Source organism: Brachybacterium paraconglomeratum, from assembly GCF_003994255.1.
Taxonomy (GTDB): Bacteria; Actinomycetota; Actinomycetes; order Actinomycetales; family Dermabacteraceae; genus Brachybacterium; species Brachybacterium conglomeratum.
The window spans coordinates 56,045-75,388 of record NZ_ML133853.1; the positions used below are offsets into that span (position 1 = coordinate 56,045).

General features: G+C 73.1%; 15 protein-coding genes and 1 pseudogene. 14 read left to right on the top strand and 2 right to left on the bottom strand.

From position 1 onward, the window contains the following. Window positions 1-149: 149 nt before the first annotated feature. The 4 genes and pseudogenes from DS079_RS06240 to DS079_RS17730 all read left to right on the top strand — a co-directional run bounded on the left by DS079_RS06240 (window position 150) and on the right by DS079_RS17730 (window position 3,931). Window positions 150-1,571, top strand: a complete 1,422-nt coding sequence (locus tag DS079_RS06240; RefSeq protein WP_126985820.1) for a Rep family protein — start codon at window positions 150-152, stop codon at window positions 1,569-1,571. Continuing rightward, window positions 1,568-2,158 carry a hypothetical protein gene (locus DS079_RS06245; protein ID WP_126985822.1) on the top strand — a complete coding sequence of 197 codons (591 nt, stop codon included), beginning with the start codon at window positions 1,568-1,570 and terminating at the stop codon, window positions 2,156-2,158. Before DS079_RS06240 ends, DS079_RS06245 begins: the two co-directional genes overlap by 4 nt. Then, a pseudogene (locus DS079_RS17725) lies at window positions 2,155-2,616 on the top strand (relaxase/mobilization nuclease domain-containing protein); the annotation flags it as partial. The gene DS079_RS06245 and the pseudogene DS079_RS17725, both read left to right, overlap by 4 nt. Window positions 2,617-3,028: 412 nt before the next feature. Beyond that, complete coding sequence (locus tag DS079_RS17730) at window positions 3,029-3,931, top strand: hypothetical protein (protein ID WP_012750775.1); 903 nt, start codon at window positions 3,029-3,031, stop codon at window positions 3,929-3,931. Window positions 3,932-4,300: 369 nt separating this feature from the next. Here DS079_RS17730 and merA read toward each other — a convergent pair whose 3' ends face one another. Further along, window positions 4,301-5,725, bottom strand: coding sequence for a mercury(II) reductase (gene merA / locus DS079_RS06265; protein ID WP_126985826.1), 1,425 nt, complete (start codon window positions 5,723-5,725; stop codon window positions 4,301-4,303). Window positions 5,726-5,832: 107 nt separating this feature from the next. On the opposite strand from merA, the gene DS079_RS06270 reads away from it, so the two are divergent. From DS079_RS06270 to DS079_RS06305, 8 genes are all read left to right on the top strand, one after another. After that, window positions 5,833-6,222 (top strand): heavy metal-responsive transcriptional regulator, encoded by a 390-nt coding sequence (locus tag DS079_RS06270; protein WP_010079214.1) that lies wholly within the window; start codon window positions 5,833-5,835, stop codon window positions 6,220-6,222. A gap of 37 nt (window positions 6,223-6,259) precedes the next feature. Continuing rightward, complete coding sequence (locus DS079_RS06275) at window positions 6,260-7,087, top strand: LLM class flavin-dependent oxidoreductase (protein WP_126985828.1); 828 nt, start codon at window positions 6,260-6,262, stop codon at window positions 7,085-7,087. A 207-nt stretch (window positions 7,088-7,294) separates the two neighbouring features. Continuing rightward, a complete protein-coding gene (locus tag DS079_RS06280) occupies window positions 7,295-8,302 on the top strand; it encodes an exodeoxyribonuclease III (RefSeq protein ID WP_126985830.1) in 1,008 nt (335 codons plus the stop codon). Window positions 8,303-8,522: 220 nt separating this feature from the next. Next, window positions 8,523-10,172, top strand: a complete 1,650-nt coding sequence (locus tag DS079_RS06285) for an alkaline phosphatase D family protein (protein ID WP_241237571.1) — start codon at window positions 8,523-8,525, stop codon at window positions 10,170-10,172. A gap of 146 nt (window positions 10,173-10,318) precedes the next feature. Next, complete coding sequence (locus tag DS079_RS06290) at window positions 10,319-11,266, top strand: hypothetical protein (RefSeq protein ID WP_126985832.1); 948 nt, start codon at window positions 10,319-10,321, stop codon at window positions 11,264-11,266. Next, window positions 11,257-12,201, top strand: coding sequence for an S-layer homology domain-containing protein (locus DS079_RS06295; protein WP_126985834.1), 945 nt, complete (start codon window positions 11,257-11,259; stop codon window positions 12,199-12,201). Before DS079_RS06290 ends, DS079_RS06295 begins: the two co-directional genes overlap by 10 nt. Before the next feature lie 64 nt (window positions 12,202-12,265). Beyond that, a complete protein-coding gene (locus tag DS079_RS06300; RefSeq protein ID WP_126985836.1) occupies window positions 12,266-15,829 on the top strand; it encodes a S41 family peptidase in 3,564 nt (1,187 codons plus the stop codon). Window positions 15,830-16,051: 222 nt separating this feature from the next. Next, window positions 16,052-17,047, top strand: a complete 996-nt coding sequence (locus tag DS079_RS06305; RefSeq protein WP_010552121.1) for a universal stress protein — start codon at window positions 16,052-16,054, stop codon at window positions 17,045-17,047. 41 nt (window positions 17,048-17,088) lie between these two features. Here the strand turns inward: DS079_RS06305 and DS079_RS06310 are convergent, their stop codons facing one another. Then, window positions 17,089-17,397 (bottom strand): hypothetical protein, encoded by a 309-nt coding sequence (locus tag DS079_RS06310; RefSeq protein ID WP_126985838.1) that lies wholly within the window; start codon window positions 17,395-17,397, stop codon window positions 17,089-17,091. 89 nt (window positions 17,398-17,486) lie between these two features. Between DS079_RS06310 and DS079_RS06315 the strand changes: the two genes are divergently transcribed. Continuing rightward, complete coding sequence (locus DS079_RS06315) at window positions 17,487-18,566, top strand: LysR family transcriptional regulator (protein ID WP_126985840.1); 1,080 nt, start codon at window positions 17,487-17,489, stop codon at window positions 18,564-18,566. A gap of 95 nt (window positions 18,567-18,661) precedes the next feature. Beyond that, entirely contained in the window at window positions 18,662-19,255 is a 594-nt protein-coding gene (locus DS079_RS06325; protein WP_241237572.1) for an SRPBCC domain-containing protein, read from the top strand. The last annotated feature ends 89 nt before the right edge of the window (window positions 19,256-19,344 follow it).

The window sequence follows — 19,344 nt, forward strand, 5'->3', positions numbered from 1 at the left end:
TTGCAACAACATGCCTGGTCAGCGGCCTGTTCCGCCCTCGCTCCGTCGCGTGGTCCCGCGGGATCATTTGGGGTCTCATTTGGGGGTCAATAGGGGGTCATTTAGGCGCCGCACTCCCTCTGAGGGCCTCCGCGCCGCCCGCGACGAGGGTGGTCGCCGTGGCTAAGCAGGAGAACAACCCGACGAGCATCGGTCTCACGCAGTACCTCGATCCGTCGTACTGGACCTGGGCCGCCGACGATCCGACCGGAGCCGCGCTGCTCCAGCAGGGAGCCAGGGCGATCCTCGCCTACGTGGTGCAGCGGCTCGAGGCTATCGGCTGCGAGGTCACCGAGGCCTACGGCATCGTGCACGACAAGGACGAGCGCGAGGTCTGGAGCGACACGGAGAAAGCCCTCGTGGTCGAGCCGAAGCCGGATCACTTGCACGCGGTGATCAAGTTCGCAAGTCGTGCGAAGAGCGCTCCGCTGGATCGGCTCGCGTTCGGCATCGGCGTCGAGCCCCAGTACGTCGAGAAGCCGGGTCGCGGACGGTACGCCTTCGACAACATGCTGTCGTATCTGACGCACGTGAAGTACGCCGACAAGCACCAGTACGCGCCGTCGGAGGTCGCCACGGTGCGCGGGCCGGACTACCTCGGCATCGACGCGCAGCGCCGCGAGACGTGGCTCAAGGGCCGCGCCCACGTGAAGAAGAAGGTCGTCGCCGAGAACTTCGAGGACATGCGCGAGCGGGTGCTCCAGGGCGAGATCACTCGCGACCAGATCATGCTCACGGACGAGCTGTTCGATATCTACTCGCGGCATCAGCGGGAGATCGACGACGCGCTGTCGGCCTACGGTCAGCGCCGCGCGTACCGGGCGGCGGCGAAGCTGCGCGCCGGTGTCTTCTCGACGCATGTCGTGTTCGTCCATGGGGATGCCGGGATCGGCAAGACGCGGTTCGCCACGGACTTCATCACGTCGGCGATCGACGCGGCGAACGCCCACGGCGAGGGGTGGCAGGTCTACCGGGCCGCGACGGGGAACCCTCTCGATGACTGGCGGGGCGAGGAGGTGCTGCTGCTGGACGATCTGCGGGCTTCGGCAATGGACGCGAACGACTGGTTGCTGCTGCTCGATCCGTACAACGCCTCGCCCGCGAAGGCACGCTACAAGAACAAGGGCGAGGTGGCTCCGCGGCTGATCGTCATCACGGCCACCATCGAGCCAGTGGAATTCTTCTTCTACGCACGCCAGAAGGGCAATGTGGACGAGGCGCTGGACCAGTTCATCCGTCGCCTGGCGTCGGTGGTGAAGGTATTCCGGGCCGACGACATCAACCGCTACCTCGTGCAGCACATCGGGAAGATCGAGCCCTACGAGTGGCATCAGTGCAGCGTTCCGACCGCCGCGCACACGCCCGGTATGTACGGCAACGCGTACCACCAGAACGTCGGGTCGCGGGAACTGACCTACGGCCCGGAGACCTCGGCCGAACATGATGCGGAGGGCGCGGTTGCTGAGCTGCTGGGTGGGCTCGCGGTGCGTAGCCCGGACGTGCCGCTGGCGCTGATCGGAGGTGCCGCATGAGCACCGAACGCGATGCGCTCTTCCAGGGGGTCGAGGGGGCCGGAGGCCCCTCGCAAGCAGCCGGGGAGGACATGAGCGCCAGCGAAACGTCCGACACGGCTACTGCTTGCCACTCTGGCGTACAGGTGGAGCAGCAGGCCGACTCCCGGGTGAACACCGGTCGGGCTGATGCGGAGGCTGTGCGGCAGAGTCACGGCGGCGCGGAGCGTCGTCGTGGCGGCGGCGGGCGGCTCGATACGCGCTTCGATGACGCCACGCTCGGGGCGCTTCGCACTCGTGCGGAGCGGCTCGGGCTGGCTCCGAGCACGTGGGTGCGGGCCGTCGTGCGCGATGCGCTCCATGCATCTCGGAGCGAGGAGCTGGACGCCGCCGTGGCCGCGCACCTGCTCGGGGTCGAGGAGCGCGTGCAGGCGTCTGCTGATGCTCGGGAGCTGGCCGCCCAGGTGCGCCCGCTGGCGATCAACGTCAACGACCTGGACCGCCGTGCTCGCGCGGGTGAGCCGGTGTCGCTGTCGGCGGAGGTGCCCGAGCTGATCGAGCTGCTCCGCGAGATCCGCGCCCTGCTCGGTGATCGGGCGGCCTCATGAGCACGACGCATTACAGTCCGAGCGCCAGCGCCGCCGACACCGAGCGCTACATCCGGGGCAAGGAGGACGAGCGCGGGGTCGCGATCACGTGCGATGTTCCGGGAGGCCCCGGCGCGTTCTCGGCGCGCGCCCGCGCGCTCACCCAGAACACGAAGCGCGACGTCGAGGCGCTGCACTACAGGCAGTCGTTCAGCGACGAGGAGTTCGACCCGAAGAATCCGGAGGACGTGCAGCGGGTGAACGATCTGGGCTATCAACTCGCGAAGAAGATGCACCCAGATTCCGACTGCCTCGTGGTCAGTCATGTGGACGGACGCGGGAAGAAGCCGCACAACCACATCTTGGTCATCAACCACAGCAATCGGACGGGAAGAGCGCTCAGCGACTACCGCACGTTCCACGACCGCAAGGCCGGGAACCAGCGGGGCGTTCAGTCAGCGAACGACGAACTCATGCGCGAGCACGGTCTCTCGGTCGTGAAGCGTCTGGAGCACGCACCGAAGGACTGGGAGCTGCGCCGCGAGGACTTCGCCGAGGGCGGGCTCGACCGCGAGATGGGCGACCGGATGAGCGCCGCCCTGGCTGATCCCCGTGCGGTGGACAAGGCCGGTCTCGAAGCGGTGATCGAGGAGCAGAACCAGCAGCTCGGCGATGACGGGGAGCGGGTGCCGCGGATGCGGTTGCACAGCCCCGTCAGCAAGAAGGGCAAGCGCGCCGGGCAGGAGACCTGGACGCTCTACATCGAGGACCGCCGCGGCGAGTCCGGACGCGCCGAGCGCCGCAAGCGCGCGAGCGCACTCTCGGCGGACTTCACCCCGGAGGGCGCGCAGGCGTTCTTCGACTATCACCAGCAGCAGGAGGAGCAGGAACATGAGCGCAGCGCTCGACAGGCTGAAGCAGCAGAACGCGCAGAGCGGATCGCAGCAGCAGCTCGACAGTCCGGAGACGATGGAGGCGTTGACCTCGATCCTCGCCGCCGTCGAGGCGCAGAACGCGAGGCTCGACCGGCTGGCCGAGCAGCAGAAGAAGCTCGCAGGGTTCGTGAAGGTCATGGACGAGGAGACGACGAGGCGGCTGGAGCGGATCACGGCCTCGGCGTCGACCTCCTCGCCCTCCAGCGACGCGTCCGCGAGGATCGCGAGTATCGAGAGCAGGCTGAACGAGATCGCGAGCACGCTCGGCGAGTTCGCGCAGAGTCTCAACGGCGAGAGCTTGAACGCCGCGTCGCAGAGCTTGGTCGCGGAGGCGCAGAGGAATCACGCGGCTACGGCATCGGCGATTGAGGGGCTCAAGGCGCAGGCCGCGGCGAACCAGAAGCTCGTCAGCCAGGTCGGCGGCGCGGTGCAGCGGATCGAAAAGCGCACCGAGGAGCGAGTCGTGAAGGCCGTCGAACAGGTCGCCGGGGAGGCGTCTGCCACGATCGCGGCAAACCTCGACGCATCGAACGAGCGCGCCGAGCGGATCATCGCTGCCACGGCGAAGCTGGAGGCCCGTCAGCTCTGGTCGGCCGCCGCCGCGATGTGCCTCGCACTCCTGCCGGTGGTGGTGGTCGTCGCCGGGCTCTGGATGGGCATCGCTGGGCTCATCACAGGCGCTCAGTGGGCGCTGGACGTGGACGGTAGCGTGTGGCTCGGGATCGGGCGCTGGCTCGTGATCGCCGCGGGCCTCGCGGCGGCCGGCTACGGGGTCTTCGCGTCCGTCCGCTGGGTTGCTGGCCTCGTGGAGACCTGGAAGGGTCGCGGGATGCCGACGTGGCCGAACTGGCGACGATGACTGGAGCCACTCGAACTACTGACCCCGGTCAGTAGTCGAACGATTGCCGCAGCAGCCGGTCGAGCGACGTCGGTGCCGCCGCAGTCGCCGGAGGACGATCGCCGCTGTGACGGCCACCCCGACTGCGATCCCGGCACCGATGAGCCAAGGGTTGCCGAGGAAACCTCCGATACCTGCGAGGGCTCCGCCCGCGGCGAGGAGAGGCAGGCCGCAGCAGATCAGCAGCGGAAGCGCGCAGCATGCCAACAGGAGCAAGCCCGTCCCAGCACCGACAAGCACGCCCGCGCGATGCGAGTCGTGGTCCTTATCGCCGCTCATCGTCTGTTCCTCTCCCAGCTGAGCGTTCCCCCCGATTGTCTGCGTGCGCGTTCACGCGCAGCACGACAGGAGCGACGGATCGGTGGTGAAGGCCTTGGCGGCGATCCGGATGCCCTCGGCCATGGTCAGGTAGGGGGCCCAGGCGTCGGCGACCTCGGCGACCGTCTTGCCGAGCACGTGGACCCCGGCGGCGGCGAGCTCGCCGGCGTCCTTGGCGACGGCGGTGATGCCGAGAATCTTCCCGGTGTCGGCGTCCACGACGATCTTGACGAAGCCGCGGGTGTCGCGGTTGACCAGTGCGCGGGGCACGTGGTGCAGCGGCAGGACGCGGCAGTCGCAGCGGATCCCGGCGGCGACGACGTCCTTCTCGGTCATCCCGACCGCGCCGATCGCCGGGCCGGTGAACGTCACCCTCGGCAGTCGGGCGTAGTCCACGGCCCGGTCGGCGTCGGCGAACGCGTTCTCGGCGACGAGGGTGCCGTGGTGGGCGGCGACGTAGACGAACTCGGGGTGGCCGGTCACGTCGCCCGCGGCCCAGATCCGCGGGTGGGAGGACTGCATCCGGTCGGAGACGACCACCTCGCCGAGGTCCCCGGTCTCGACCCCGACCCTGTCGAGGCCGAGCCCGTCGGTGACCGGTCGTCGTCCGAGGGCGACGAGCACCTGGTCGGCGCGGAACTCCTCCCGCCCCCCGGCGACGTCCGCGGTGACGACGGCCTGCCCGGTCGCGGCGTCGCGGGACACCCGCGTCGGCAGCGCGCGGCGGACCACCCGGATGCCCTCGTCGGCGAACACCTCCTCCAGCGTCCTGGACACCTCCGGCTCCTCCTTCGACGCGAGCCGGGACCGGACCAGCACGGTGACCTGGGAGCCGAGCCGGGCGAACAGCTGCGCCTGCTCCAGGGCGACGTAGCCGCCGCCGAGCACGAGCAGGGACTCAGGGAGTTCGGTCAGCTCCATCGCCGTGGTCGAGGTCAGGTACCCGGTCTCGTCCAGGCCGTCGATCGGCGGGGCCCACGGCCGAGAGCCGGTCGCCACCAGGAAGTGCCCGGCCTCGATCGTCTCGGAGCTGCCGTCGTCCCCGGCGACCTGGAGGACCGGAGCGTCGGGGGTGCCGGCGAACGCGGCGTCGCCGCGGCGGACGGCCCACCCGTAGGAGTCGGCGACGTCGGCGTACTTCTCGCCCCGCAGCGACTCGACCAGCGCCTGCTTCCCGGCGATCAGGGCGGGCATGTCCACCGGCCCCGCCGTCGTCGCGATCCCCGGGAACCGGTCGGCGGCGTCGGCCGCGGAGTGCCGTGCGTCGGCCGCGGCGATCAGGGCCTTCGACGGCACGCAGCCGGTGTTCACGCAGGTGCCGCCCAGCGTCCCGCGCTCGATCATCACCACCGACTTGCCGAGCGTGGTCGCGCGGATCGCGGCGGCGAACGCACCACCGCCCGATCCGATGATGGCGAGGTCGTACTTCGTGGGCATCGCAGCTCCTGTCAACACTTGGTCTTCCGGTCTGTCTCAGCCATACTGGACCTTCCAGTGCAGGGGAAGGTCAAGAGGACTTCTGCCGAAAGAAGAGGGGGCCTGCGATGCGCATCGGGGAACTCGCCGAGCGGGCGGGAACGACGGCGAAGACGCTGCGGTTCTACGAGGAGCAGGGCCTGCTGCCGCCGGCCGAGCGCACGCCGTCCGGATACCGCGACTACGCGCCCGAGACGGCCGCCCGGATCGACTTCGTCCACCGCGGCCAGGCCGCGGGCCTCACCCTCGCCCAGATCCGCCAGATCCTCGACATCCGCGACGACGGCGCTGCTCCCTGCGAGCACGTGCGCGACCTCCTCGACGCACGCCTCGCCGAGATCGAGCAGCAGATCGCCCAGCTCGCCGCGCTGCGCGACACCATCACCGAGCTCAGACGCGACGCCGCGCAGCCCGACCCCGACTCGTGCAGCGCGGACCAGGTCTGCCGGTACCTGTAAACGGCAGAGCCGGTCGCACCAACGCCACAAGCCCGACATGCGCTACGAGAACCCGCTCTACCTCGCCGAGGAGGCCGCGGCCCTCGACCTCATCGCCGACGGACGCGTGGCGCTGGGCATCTCCCGCGGCGCGCCCGAGGCGGCGGACCGCGGCTGGGAGTCCTTCGGCTACACCGGCTCGACCGACCCGCGCGGCGCGGACATCGCCGCGGCGAAGTTCGAGACCTTCCTGCAGGCCATCCAGGGCCATCCGATGACCCGCGCGGCGGCGCAGCCCTACATGTCCGACGCCGCCCCGCACGCCCCGCTCGCGATCGAGCCGCAGTCCGAGGAGCTCATCCGGCACATCTGGTGGGGCTCGGGCTCCCGCGCGACCGCCGAGCGCACCGGGCAGCAGGGCCTGAGCATGATGAGCTCGACCCTGCTCACCGAGGCGAACGGCTCCTCCTTCGGCGATCTCCAGGCCGAGCAGATCGACGTCTTCCGCGAGGCGTTCCGCGAGGCCGGGCACAGGCACGTCCCGCGCGTCTCGGTCTCCCGCAGCGTCTTCCCGGTCCTCAGCGACCGCGACCGGGTGCTGTTCGGCGCGGGCGGCAGCGGCGGCGGCGACCAGATCGGGATCATTGACGGCACCCGCTCCACCTTCGGCCGCACCTACGTGGGGGAGCCCGATCAGCTGATCGAGCAGCTGAAGGCCGACGCCGCCGTGATGTCCGCCGACACCCTGCTGCTGACGATCCCGAGCCAGGCCGGCGTCGACCTGAACCTCGAGATCCTCCAGAACTTCGCGACGCACGTCGCGCCGGCGCTCGGCTGGAAGCCCAACACCGAGGGGCCCGTCGTCGGCGACCCCGTCACCGCCTGACGCGACGGTCCGGCGCCCGAGCAGACTCGGCGGCCAGTCGTGCGGACGGACAGGCGGGCACGTGACCTGGCGCGGCGTGCGGTCCCGGCGCGGATGGGCGCTCTACAGCACGACGTGGCGATATCGCCACGTCGTGCTGTAGAGCGCCCGCGCAGCCTGGCCCGCGACGACGAGACCGACGGAGACGGGACCGCGTAGCCTGCGGGGATGCTCCGCATCGCCTCGGCCAACGTCAACGGGATCCGCGCCGCTCATCGTCGGGGCTTCGGCGACTGGCTCGCCACGCGCGGCTGCGACGTGATCGCGCTGCAGGAGGTGCGGGCGCAGGCGTCGAAGCTCCCCGAGGGGGCTTTCGGCGACTTCCACGTGGCGCTGGAGACCGGGACGCTGCCGGGTCGGAACGGGGTCGCGGTGCTGACCCGTCGGCCGCCCGTGGCGGTGCGCACCTGGTCCGGGATGGCGCTGCTCGGCGGCCCGCCCGGGGAGCCCGCCCAACTCACGACGCCGTCGGGCGAGGTGGTGGCGCTCGACGCCGCGCGGCGGGCCGTTTCCGGCGCTGCCGCCGACGGCCCTGCCCTCACCCCGATCCCCGCCGAGGACCGGGTGCCGCTCGCCCGCGGACTCTCGCGCTTCGTCGCCGAGGGTCGCTACCTCGAGGTGGACCTCGGGGACGCCCCGGTCACCATCGCCTGCCTCTACCTGCCCAAGGGCGGGCTGCCCGCGCACCTGCAGCGGCCCGAGCGGATGCGGGAGGCGCCCGACGGGGGCGCGAAGTACGCGCGGAAGATGCAGTTCATGGACGGCTTCGCCCGCTATCTGACCCGCACGCGCCGCGCCGCCGCGGCCGAGGGGCGAGAGTTCCTGCTGATGGGCGACCTGAACATCGCCCACACCCGGCAGGACCTCGCCGCCTGGCGCCGCAACCAGCAGACCGACGGCTTCCTGCCCGAGGAGCGGGAGTGGCTCGGACAGCAGCTCTCCCCGCGCACGCTCGTGGACGTGGTGCGCCGCCTGCACCCCGGCGAGGACGGCCCCTACTCGTGGTGGTCCTGGCTCGGGCAGTCCTTCGCGAACGACGCCGGCTGGCGGATCGACTACCACCTGGCCACGCCGCGCCTGGCCCGCGCCGCGGTGCGCGCGGCCGTGGACCGGGAGCACGAGGGCATGCGCCTGTCGGACCACTCCCCCGTCGTCGTCGACTACGACTGGGCCTGAGGGCCTCCCCGAGGGGATCGGGTCCCGGGTGCGGCGCCGAGGCACCGCGCAGGACCGCCCGAGGTCCCGGCCGGGGCGACCATGACGGGCCGGTGAACCCCCGCGCACGCTTCGGTGAGCACTGGATGGACATTCTTATCTCCACCTCCGCCGCTCTCGCGAATTCTTTCCATCCGGGCCAGCATGGGCGTCGCCCTCCCCCTCCCGGACAAGGACGACCATGGATCTCTCCTCCGATCTCCGCCCCGCCGAGCCCGCCACGCCCACCCGCTTCGTCGCCCCCGACCGCGGCGCGAACCTCGCCCGTCGGCGCCGGATGACCCGGCGCCACTTCACCGCCGCGTCGCTGACCACGCTGACCGCGGCCGGGGTGCTCGGCACGGCGCCGGCCCTCGCCGACGACGTCGCGTGGCGCCGCCAGGACCCCTTCACCCTCGGCGTCGCCTCGGGCGATCCGACCTCGAGCTCCGTGGTGCTGTGGACCCGTCTGGCCGTGGACCCGCACGTGCTGGACGGCCGCGGCGGCATGCCCTCGGTGCCCGTCGAGGTGCGCTGGGAGCTCGCGCGCGACGAGCGCTTCCGCGACATCGTGCGCCGCGGCACCGAGACCGCCCTGCCCGAGGAGGGCCACAGCCTGCACGTCGAGCTCGAGGACCTCCCCGCGGACTCCGAGTTCTTCTACCGCTTCCGCACCGGCCGTCACGTCTCCCGCACCGGCCGCACGCTGACCACCCCCGCTGCGGGCAGCAGCCGGAACCTGCGCATGGTGCACCTGTCCTGCTCCCACTGGGAGGGCGGCTGGTTCACCGCCTACCGTCGTGCGGCCGAGGACCGCCCCGATCTCGTCTTCGCGCTCGGCGACTACATCTACGAGGGCGGGCCGGGCTCCTCCACGATCCGCAAGCACCCCCACCGTCTGTGCACCACGCTGGAGGACTACCGCCTGCGCTACGCGACCTACAAGACCGATCCTGACCTGCAGGAGCTGCACGCGACCGCGCCATGGATCGTGACCTGGGACGATCACGAGATCCAGGACAACTGGGCCGGCGTGCACCCGAAGGACGGCGTGCCCACCGACGCCTGGATGGCGCGGCGGATCGCCGCCCAGCAGGCCTACTACGAGAACATGCCGCTGCGGCGCAGCAGCGCCCCCGTCGGCTCCTCCATCCAGCTGTTCCGCCGCCTGCACTGGGGCGACCTGGCGACCTTCCACGTGCTGGACACCCGCCAGTACCGCGACCTCCAGGCCTGCCACGACGGCGGGAAGACCTGGTGGTTCACGGACTGCGCCGAGCAGGAGGACCCCGAGCGCACGATCCTCGGCGCGGACCAGATGCAGTGGCTGCAGGACGGGATGATCGAGGCGGGGACGACCTGGCAGCTGCTGGCCCAGAGCGTCTTCTTCGCCAAGCGTGACAACGCCCCCGGGCCCACGACGACGCTCGGCTCGGACGGCTGGGACGGCTATCGCGCCGACCGCGACCAGATCGTGCGCACCTGGGACGAGCACGAGGTCGCGACCCCCGTCGTGCTCACCGGCGACGTGCACGTCCACTTCGCCAACGAGCTCAAGGCCGACTTCTGGGAGCCGGACTCCTCGACCCTCGGCGTCGAGCTGGTGACCACGGCGGTCACCTCGGGCGGCGACGGCAGCGACAAGGCCAGGGGCGAGGACGACGTGCTCGCCGAGAACCCGCACATCAAGTACATCAAGAGCCGGCGCGGCTACGTCCTGTCCGAGTACTCGACCGAGGAGCTGAAGGTCGAGTACAAGACCCTCGACGCGGTGACCGTTCCCGGCGCCGAGATCCAGGTGGACCGCACCTACGTGGTGCCTGCCGGGGTGCCGGCGCTGCACCAGGCGTGAGAGGCGGCCCGAACCCCGTCGGCCGCTCGCCGAATGACCGCGGTGATCTGCACCGGCCCCCCTTCCGCGGAGGTTCCCGTCGAGTAAGCTGGGCGCCGTGAGCGCCGGTGGGGCGCTCGCCCCACAGACCAGCACGGAGGACCGTGATGCCGCAGCATGCCGCCGCCCCGGCCGCGCCTGCTGCACCTCTCTCCCCGTCCTCCGCCCTGACCGGCACCGAGGCCTCGCGCCGCCTGCTGCATCCGGAGTCCGAGGCCCCCGCGCTGACGCTGTGGGGCTCCTCCTCGATGAGCTCCGAGGGCGGCGACGAGGCGACCGCCGTGCCGGTGCGCATCCACGAGCACCTCGCGCTCGCGGCGGCCCCCGCTCCCGTGCACCCCTTCGGCGTGGGCGCGTCCTGGTCCCGGCACACCCTGCTCCAGCGAGGCCTGGACACCCCGACGCTGATCGGCCGGGGCGATCCCGAGCCGGGCACCTCCCGCCTCGAGGTCACGCTCGACTCCGACCTCGCCCCGTCCGGTCCGATCAGGGTGCCGGGCCGGGTCGACGACGTCGACGGGATCCTCGACGGCAGCTCGGGGACCTGGTACTTCACCCCGTCGGACCCCGCGGACGCGGTCACCGGCGGCGTGTTCGTCTCCTCGCTCGCCGAGATCGCGGAGGGGTCGCGGCAGGTGCTGTGGATGGGGAAGAACAACATCCGCGACGTCGAGGGGGTGCTCGAGCACACCGCCCGGATGGCCGATGCCGCCGCGCCCGGGGACACCCTCGTGCTCGGCCACTGGTGCACCGAGGCCGACGAGGCCGGCTCTGCGACGGGAGAGGCGGTCGCGGAGGTCAACGCCGGGCTCGCGGAGGCTCACGGCGATCACTTCCTGGACGTGCAGCATCTGCTGACCGGGGAGGAGGGCCTGGCCAGCTCCCCGCTCGCGCCGCTGCAGCTGCTCGAGCAGGGCACCACCCACGACGCCCTGGCCCGGGCCGTGGTGCCGCCGCTGCTGATCGCCTCCGACGGCATCCACCTCAACGGCTGGGGGAACCTGGTGCTGAGCTGGGCGATCGTGCGACGGATGCAGGAGCTGCGGTGGCTCTGAGACGACCTGCGGCGCCTCGCGTGCGCCCCGATCGGCCCGGCGCCCCGGCCACGGCCGCCACCCGCGCCGTGCTCGTGACCCCCACGGCACCCGCACCGGCGCCGGTCGAGGCCCCGACGACCGTGGAGCCGCCTGCCCTCGCCGCCGCACCGGCCCTGCCGGAGGTGCGGCCCGGCCCCTTCCCGGCCGCACCGCGGACCATCGCGCCGGCACCGGAGCAGCACCCCGTCAACCCCGCCCCCGCCCGGTCCGTGCCGCCGCGCCGCACCCTGCTGCTCGCGGGCGCCGCGGCCGCCGCGGTGGTCGGCGCGGTCTCTGCCGGCATCGTCCTCCCCCGAGTGCTCGGCCCCGCCAGCAACCCGTTCTCCGATGTGGCCGACGGCGATGCCGGGCTCGAGGCGATGCTCTGGGCGGACGACACCGGCGTGCTGCCCGCGGCCGGTGGCGCCTTCTCGCCGGAGGCGGTCGTGACCCGGGGCGAGGTCGCCGCGGCCCTGCACCGCTTCGCAGGCACCCCGGCGGTGCCGCTCGAGGACGTGCCGGTGCTCATCGTCGACCTCGGCGAGGACCCGGAGCAGGCTTCCGCGCTGCTGTGGCTGCACGGCCGCGGCGCGCTCTGGGGCGATGCCGAGCTGAAGGTCCATCCCGAGGATCCCGCGACCCGGGAGGGCGCCTCGGGGATGCTCGCCGCGCTGCTGCGTCCCGCCCTCGCGGGGATCGGCGCGGTCTGGCCCTCCGGCGGCGCCGACGGGTCCGGCGGGACCGAGGGGAAGGACCTCTCCGCAGGGCTGTCACAGGATGCGGCCTGGCTGACCAGCGCCGGGATGGCTCCCGACGGATCGACGCACTGGCAGGGCGAGCAGGCGGTGACCCGCGCCGAGCTCGCGGCCGTGCTGCACCGCGCCGACGGCGTCATCGCGAGCGCGCTCGGCTGAGCGGCCCGCCCGCGCCGCGAGTTCCCACCCGGCGACGTCGGCCCCGAGGCATAGGGTGGAAGCCATGCCGACGACGCCTGCTCATGCCGCTTATCTCCGCCACCCCGACGTCCGGGGCGAGCTGATCACCTTCACCGCCGCGAACGACGTGTGGCTCGCCCCGCTCGAGGGAGGCCGTGCCTGGCGCCTCACCGACGAGGGCGCCCCCGTCTCCCACCCGCGCTTCTCCCCCGACGGCGCCCACATCGCCTTCACCTCCCGCACCTCGGGCGGGCCGGAGGTGTGGGTCGCGGACGTCGCCGGCGAGTCCGCGCCGCGCCGCCTGACCTTCTGGGGCCGCCCCGCCACGAAGGTCGTCGGCTGGCTGCCCGACGGCCGCATCGTCGCGACCACCAGCTATGCCGCGCCGGTCGCACGTGATGCCCAGCTGTGGGCCGTCGACCTCGAGGGCACCACCACGCTGCTGCCGCTGGGCCGCAGCGGCGAGGTCGCGATCCATCCCTCCGGCACCACGGTGGTCGCGACGCCGTGGCGCCGCGACCAGGCCTCCTGGAAGCACTACCAGGGCGGCACGGCCGTGAAGCTGTGGCTCTCGCGCGAGGACGTGCCGCTGGACGCGCCCGCCGAGACGCATGCGGCCCGCACCTGGGAGCCGCTGCTCGACGAGATCCTCGCCTCCAAGCTGCGGATCGCCTGGTACGGGGACCGGCTGCTGTTCGCCTCCGACACCCCCGGCCCCGGCGCGGCCCTCACCGATCGCGCCTCGGCGAACCTGTGGTCCGTCGCCGCCGACGGCACGGACCTGCGCTCCCACACCTCCCTCACCTCGGAGGAGGGCTACCTGCGCGAGCCCGCGACCGACGGAAGCGCGATCGTGTTCAGCTCGCGCGGGCGCCTGTTCGCGATGGACTCCCTCGAGGCCGCGCCGCGGGAGATCGAGGTGCTCGCCTCCGGCGTCGGCGCCGCCCAGCTGCCGCGCCCCGCCTCGGCGAGCGAGAACCTGCTGGCCATGCGGCCGCTGCACGACGCGCGCGCGAGCGTCGTCGAGTGGCGCGGCTCCGCGCACGCCCTCACCCATCGCGGCGGACCGGCGCGGCTGCTCGCCGGGGCCTGCGGTCTGCGGCTGCGGGAGGTGCGGCCGCTCGGCCGCTCCCCCTTCGCCCTGTTCGTCTCCGATGCGGAGGCCCTCTCGGATCGTGAGCAGGGCGGCGTCGGCTCCGACGTGCTGGCGCTGGCGCGGCTGGACGGCGGCGGCGAGGAGATCCGCCTGGCCGTGGGCGAGGTGGGCCGGATCCTGCACGCCATCCCCTCGCCCGACGGCTCCCGCATCGCGATCGTCAGCCACGACAACGTGGTGCGCCTGGTGACCCTGCGCGGCCTCGAGGACCCCGCCAAGGAGGCGCACGGGAAGGGCGCCCACGCTACGACGGCCGCGGACGCCGGCTGGGAGGCCTACGCCGACCGCTCGGTCGCGTCGCCGCGTCTGGACCATGTGCGCGAGATCGGCCGCAGCAGCGGCGGCGAGGTCAGCGACCTGGCCTGGTCGCCGGACGGCCGCTGGCTGGTGTGGGCCGAGCCGAACTCCTGGCAGCTCTCGCGCCTGATGATCTCGGACACCGAGGCCCAGGAGCCGACGGGTCGCGCGCTGACCTCCGGGAAGTTCCAGGACTCCGCCCCCGCGTTCAGCGCCGACGGCAAGCACCTGGCGCTGCTGAGCCTGCGCACCTTCGAGACGGTCTACGACGACATGGTCTTCGACCTCGGGTTCGTCAACGCCGAGCGGCCCTTCCTGCTGCCGCTCGAGCGCACCACCCCCGACCCCTTCGGCCCGCACCCCGACGGCTGGGGCCCCTCTGCGGAGAAGCCCGCGGCCGACGGCGCCTCCGGCTCCGCGGACGACGGCACCGGCCGCGGTCCGGCGGGCGGGGCGGGATCGGGGACCCCGTCGGGGGCGGCCTCCGGCCCGTCGGCGAGCGCCGCCACGGCCGAGGCCTCCTCCCGTCCCGCGACCTCGCACTCCGCCGCCGGGGCGGAGGACGCGCACCGTCCGCCGGCCACCCGCATCGACCTCGAGCAGGTCGAGTCGCGCCTGGTGCCCTTCCCCGTCGTCTCCGGCTACTACTCGCATCTCACCGCCGTGACCGGCGGCTTCGTCTGGCTGCGCCACCCCCAGCAGGGGGTGCTGGGCTCGGCCCGAGCCGGTGTCGAGGGCGAGGCCCCCTCGCCGACCCTCGAGCACTGGTCGCTCGCGGACCGCAAGCTCACCGTCCTCGCCGAGGACGTCACCGACCTGGCCGTCTCCGGCGACGGCGAGACCCTGGTGATCCGGCAGGGCGAGCACTGGGTGCAGGTCCCCGCGACCCGCAAGGCCGAGGACGAGGACCCCGCCCGGATAGTCATCGACACGGGGCGCCTGCGCCTGACCGTCGACCCGGTCAGGGAGCGGCGCGGCATGCTCTGGGACAACTACCGGATCATGGCCCAGCAGTACTGGCGCGCGGACATGGACGGCATGGACTGGCACGCGATGACCTCCTGGTACGACCCGGTCATCGAGCGCCTGGTCACCGAGGACGACTTCCAGGACATGATGTGGGAGGTCCAGGGCGAGCTCGGCACCTCGCACGCCTACGTGCAGGGCGGGGTGTACAAGGCCGATCCGCCGATGCTGCCGGCCCATCTCGGCGCGGACCTCGAACGTCGGGACGGGCGCTGGGTGATCACTCGGATCCTGCCGGGCGACTCCTCCGACCCGGACGCCCGCTCGCCGCTGCTCGCGCCGGGCGTCGATGCGCGCGTGGGCGATGCGGTGCTGCGCGTGGACGGCCGGGACGTCGGCCCCGAGGGGATCGAGGCGGCGCTCGTCGGCTCCGCCGGGAAGGCGACCGAGCTGGTCCTCGGGCGCGACGGCGCCGAGCACCGGGTGGCGGTCACGCCGCTGGGCGACGACTCGGAGCTGCGCTACCAGGCGTGGGTCGAGTCGCGCCGCGCCCTGGTCGCCGAGCTCTCCGGCGGCCGGCTCGGCTACCTGCACATCCCCGACATGGTCTCCTCCGGCTGGGCGCAGATGCACCGCGACCTGCGCGAGGCGACCACGAAGGAGGGCCTGGTCGTGGACGTGCGCTACAACAGCGGCGGCCACACCTCGCAGCTGGTCACCGACCGGATCGCGCGTCGGGTGCTGTCCTGGGACTACCCGCGCCACGAGCGGCCGGGCACCTACCCCGCCTTCGCGCCGCGCGGCGCCGTGGTGCTGGTGACGAACCAGGAGGCCGGCTCCGACGGCGACATCGTCAACGCCGTCTCCCGCGCCCTGGAGGTCGGTCCGATCATCGGCACCCGCACCTGGGGCGGCGTGATCGGGATCGACGGCCGCTACGACCTGGTCGACGGCACCGGCGTGACCCAGCCGAAGTACGCCAGCTGGTTCGAGGGCGAGGACTGGGCGATCGAGAACTACGGCGTGGAGCCCGACATCGAGGTGCCGCTTCCGCCCAGCGCCTGGGTGGCGGGCGAGGATCCGCAGCTCGCCCGCGGCGTGACGGAGGCGCTCGCGCTGCTGGAGAAGACCCCGGCCGCGGTCGCGCCGCCGCTGCCCGCCCCGCGCTTCGGCACGCCGAGGGGCTGAGCCTCCCGGCGGTCGCTCCGCCGCGTCTCGCCCGGCCGCGCGCATCAGCGGTCGGGCGAGGTGCGTCCGGGACGAGGTCAGGGCGCGTCCGGGGCAAGGCCAGGGACTTCGGCCCTGGCCGCGCAGGCCGGACGGTCGTACCCTCGGAGGTACCGACGGCGGGCTCGACCGATGGGGGCATCCCGTCGACGGTCGCGCCGCGCCCCCGGAACGGAGGCCCCGATGCCCGCCGACGACAGCTCCACTCCCCTGCTCTTCGATCCCGAGTCCCGTCCGGTCGGGGTGCTCGTCGGCTACGACGGCTCCGACCAGGCGATCCAGGCCCTCCACTACGCGGCGACGATGGCGCTGGGGATCGGCTGCCGCCTCACGGTGGTCTCCGCGTTCACGGTGCCCGTGATGGTCTACCCGAACATGGCCTCGCTGCCGCCGGTGCCCGAGGACGAGGCCCGCGCGGCCGCGTCCCGGCAGGTCGCCGCGGGCGCCCTCCCGCACCTGGAGGGCTATCCGGGCGAGGTCGCGCTCGAGTCCGTCCAGGGCGATGCGGCGGGCGTGCTCGTCGAGCTCTCCGCGCTCGCCCGCCTCGCCGTGGTCGGCTCTCGCGGCCGGGGCGGCTTCCTGGGTCGCCTGCTGGGCTCGGTCTCCGAGGCGCTGCCCGCCCATGCGCACTGCCCGACGGTGGTGGTCCCCGCCGGCTACGTGGTGCCCGAGACCACCGGTCGCGAACGCTTCACCCAGGTGCCGGGCACGGAGCCCGTGGTGGTGGGGCTGGACGGCAGCGAGGACAGCACGCTGACCACCCTCGCGCAGCGGGCGGCGGCGGCTGCCGGGGCGCCGCTGCACCTGCTGCAGGCGATCCCGCCGCTGGACACCTGGTCCAGCTCCGCGCTCGCCGCGGTGCCCGACCAGCAGTTCCTGGACCGACAGCGGGAGGAGCTCCTCGCCCTGCTCGAGGGCGAGGCCCGGGCGCTGCGCGACCGGAACCCCGAGGTGGCGGTCACCGCCTCGGTCGAGGTCGGTGATCCCGTCGCTCTGCTGGTGGAGCGCTCGCGCGACGCGCGGCTGACGGTGGTGGGGACCCGTGGGCGGGGCCGCATGATGAGCGCCCTGCTCGGCTCGGTTTCCCGCGGCCTGCTGGAGCGGGCGCAGGGCCCGGTGATGGTGGTGCCGGACCTGGACATCTCGCGGATCGGCCACGACCGGCGACGCCCCCGCTGAGCGGGGCGCCGGCGGACGGGCTCTGCACCGACGCCGCCCGCTCAGCGCAGCGAGTGGGCGGCGATCTCCGGGAAGCGCACGGCGAGGTCCTGCCGCGGCTCCGGCCCGGGCTCCGGCACGCGCCGGGGCGCGGCATCGGCGGTGCGGGCGACGGGTTGGGTCTGGTCGGGCCGGAGCTCGCGGGCGATGAGAGCGTTCCCGCGCGCGATCCGCTCGGCGACGGAGAGGCGCTCGTGCTCCTCGCGCGGAGTGACGATCCGGGCGGCGATCAGGCGGGTGAGGGATCCGAGGGCGACGGCGAGGACGGCGATGAGGACGATGAACAGGAGTCCGAGGAGTGCAGCGGTCATGGCTCGATCCTTCGCCCGCACACCCTTCAGCACAAGCGATGATATGCACCCCTCTGTTCAGTCGCGCTGAACAGAGGTAGGCTCGCGGCATGCTCGATCCGCTGAAGCTCCGCGTCCTCCGCTCCGTCGTCGAGACCGGCAGCATCCGCGCGAGCGCGGAGGCGCTGGGCTACACCCCGTCGGCCGTGAGCCAGCACCTGTCCAGCCTGCGCCGGGAGACGGGTCTGGAGCTCGTGGAGCGCTCGGGCCGCGGGATCGTGGTCACGGCGCACGGGAGGGCGCTGGCCGAGCAGGCCGGCCCCGCCCTCGAGGCGCTCGCCGCGCTCGACCGCACCGTGCAGGACCTGCGCTCTGGGCGCACCGGCACGCTCCGGCTGGGATATGCGGGCTCCTTCGCCGCCACCTGGATCCCGCAGCTCACCCTCGACGTGCGCCGACGCTTCCCCGAGCTGGGCCTCGACTTCCGCGTGCGCGAGTGCACCGATGCGGATGCGGGCGCGGACGGCTTCGACATCGTCGTCGGCGAGGGGCTCCCCCTGGAGAGGGCCGAGGAGTGGGAGTACCAGGACCTGCTCGAGGAGGGGTACGTCGTCATCGTCGGCCTCGACCACCCGCTCGCGTCGCGCTCCGAGGTGACGCTCAAGGAACTGGCCGACGAGCCCTGGGCGACCGACGACCCGCTGGACTCCTCCTGGTTCGAGCGCATCGCGGCGGCCTGCCGCGCGGCCGGGTTCAGCCCCGCCGTCGCGGTGAACCCGCGGGACTTCCCCACCGTGCTCGGCTTCGTCGCGACCGGGGACTACGTGACCGTCCAGCCCTCGCTGATCGCGGAGGACCTCCGTCCGGACGTGGTCGCGGTGCCCCTCGCCGGACCGGGCCCGCGTCGCCGGCTGCGCGTACAGGTGCGCTGCGCGGTCTCCCGCAGCCCGGCGACGCAGTTCATCCTCGACCGCCTCCACGACCGGGCCGAGCACAGGGCGCGCACCATCCCGGGCGCGGTGCACCTGGCCTCGGGCGCTCGCCGCGCGGCCCCGACGGGCGACCCCTCCGGCGCGACGGGCGACCACTCGGGCGCGCCGGGCAGTCCTACCGGCACGTCGGCCGCCCCCTCCGGCGCGACGGACGGCCCCGTCGACGCCGATGCGGGGATGCCCGCCGCCGTGCTCTGACGTTCCGCCCGCCCCGGCCCGCACGGCACCGACACCGACACCGACACCGACACCGACACCGACACCGACACCGACACCGACACCGAGGAGGATCCATGACCGCCGAGGACCCCGCCACCACCGCGAACCCCGCCACCGCTGAGAATCCCGCTGCCGGGAACCTCGACATCGACGCCCGCATCCGCGATCTGCCCGTGCGCGCCGAGCTCGCCGACGGCACCCTGGTGATGGAGGTCGACCTCGCCGGCACCGCCGCGCAGCTATGGGAGGCGCTCACCGACCCCGCCCAGCTCGCACGCTGGTCACCGGTCGTGCCGGACCGCGCCCTGACCTCGCCGGGCCCGGCCCTCTCGCGCGAGAACCCCGAGGAGGACCCGGTCACCGCCGACGTGCTCGCGATCGCCGGCGAGCACGCGCTCACCCATCGCTGGGGCGAGGCGACCCTCGGCTGGATGGTCGACGAGGGGCAGCTCGACCTGCAGGTCACCCTGCCGGACCCGCAGCAGGCGCAGTACTTCGCGGCAGGGTGGCATGTGTGCCTGGCGGTGCTCGACGCCCGGCTCGAGGGCCTGGACCAGGAGCGGATCGTGGGGATGGACGCCCTCGAGCACGGCTGGGAGGAGCTGCGGGCCCGCTACGCCGACGAGTTCGGCCACCCGCACGGCCCCACCCCCGGCCAGGACGCCTGACCCGGCGTCCCGCCGGACCTCGCCTCGACCTCGCCGACGCCGCGCACGGCCGGTTCCCGCCGTCGGGCGGGACAGCACCGACGGCGCGG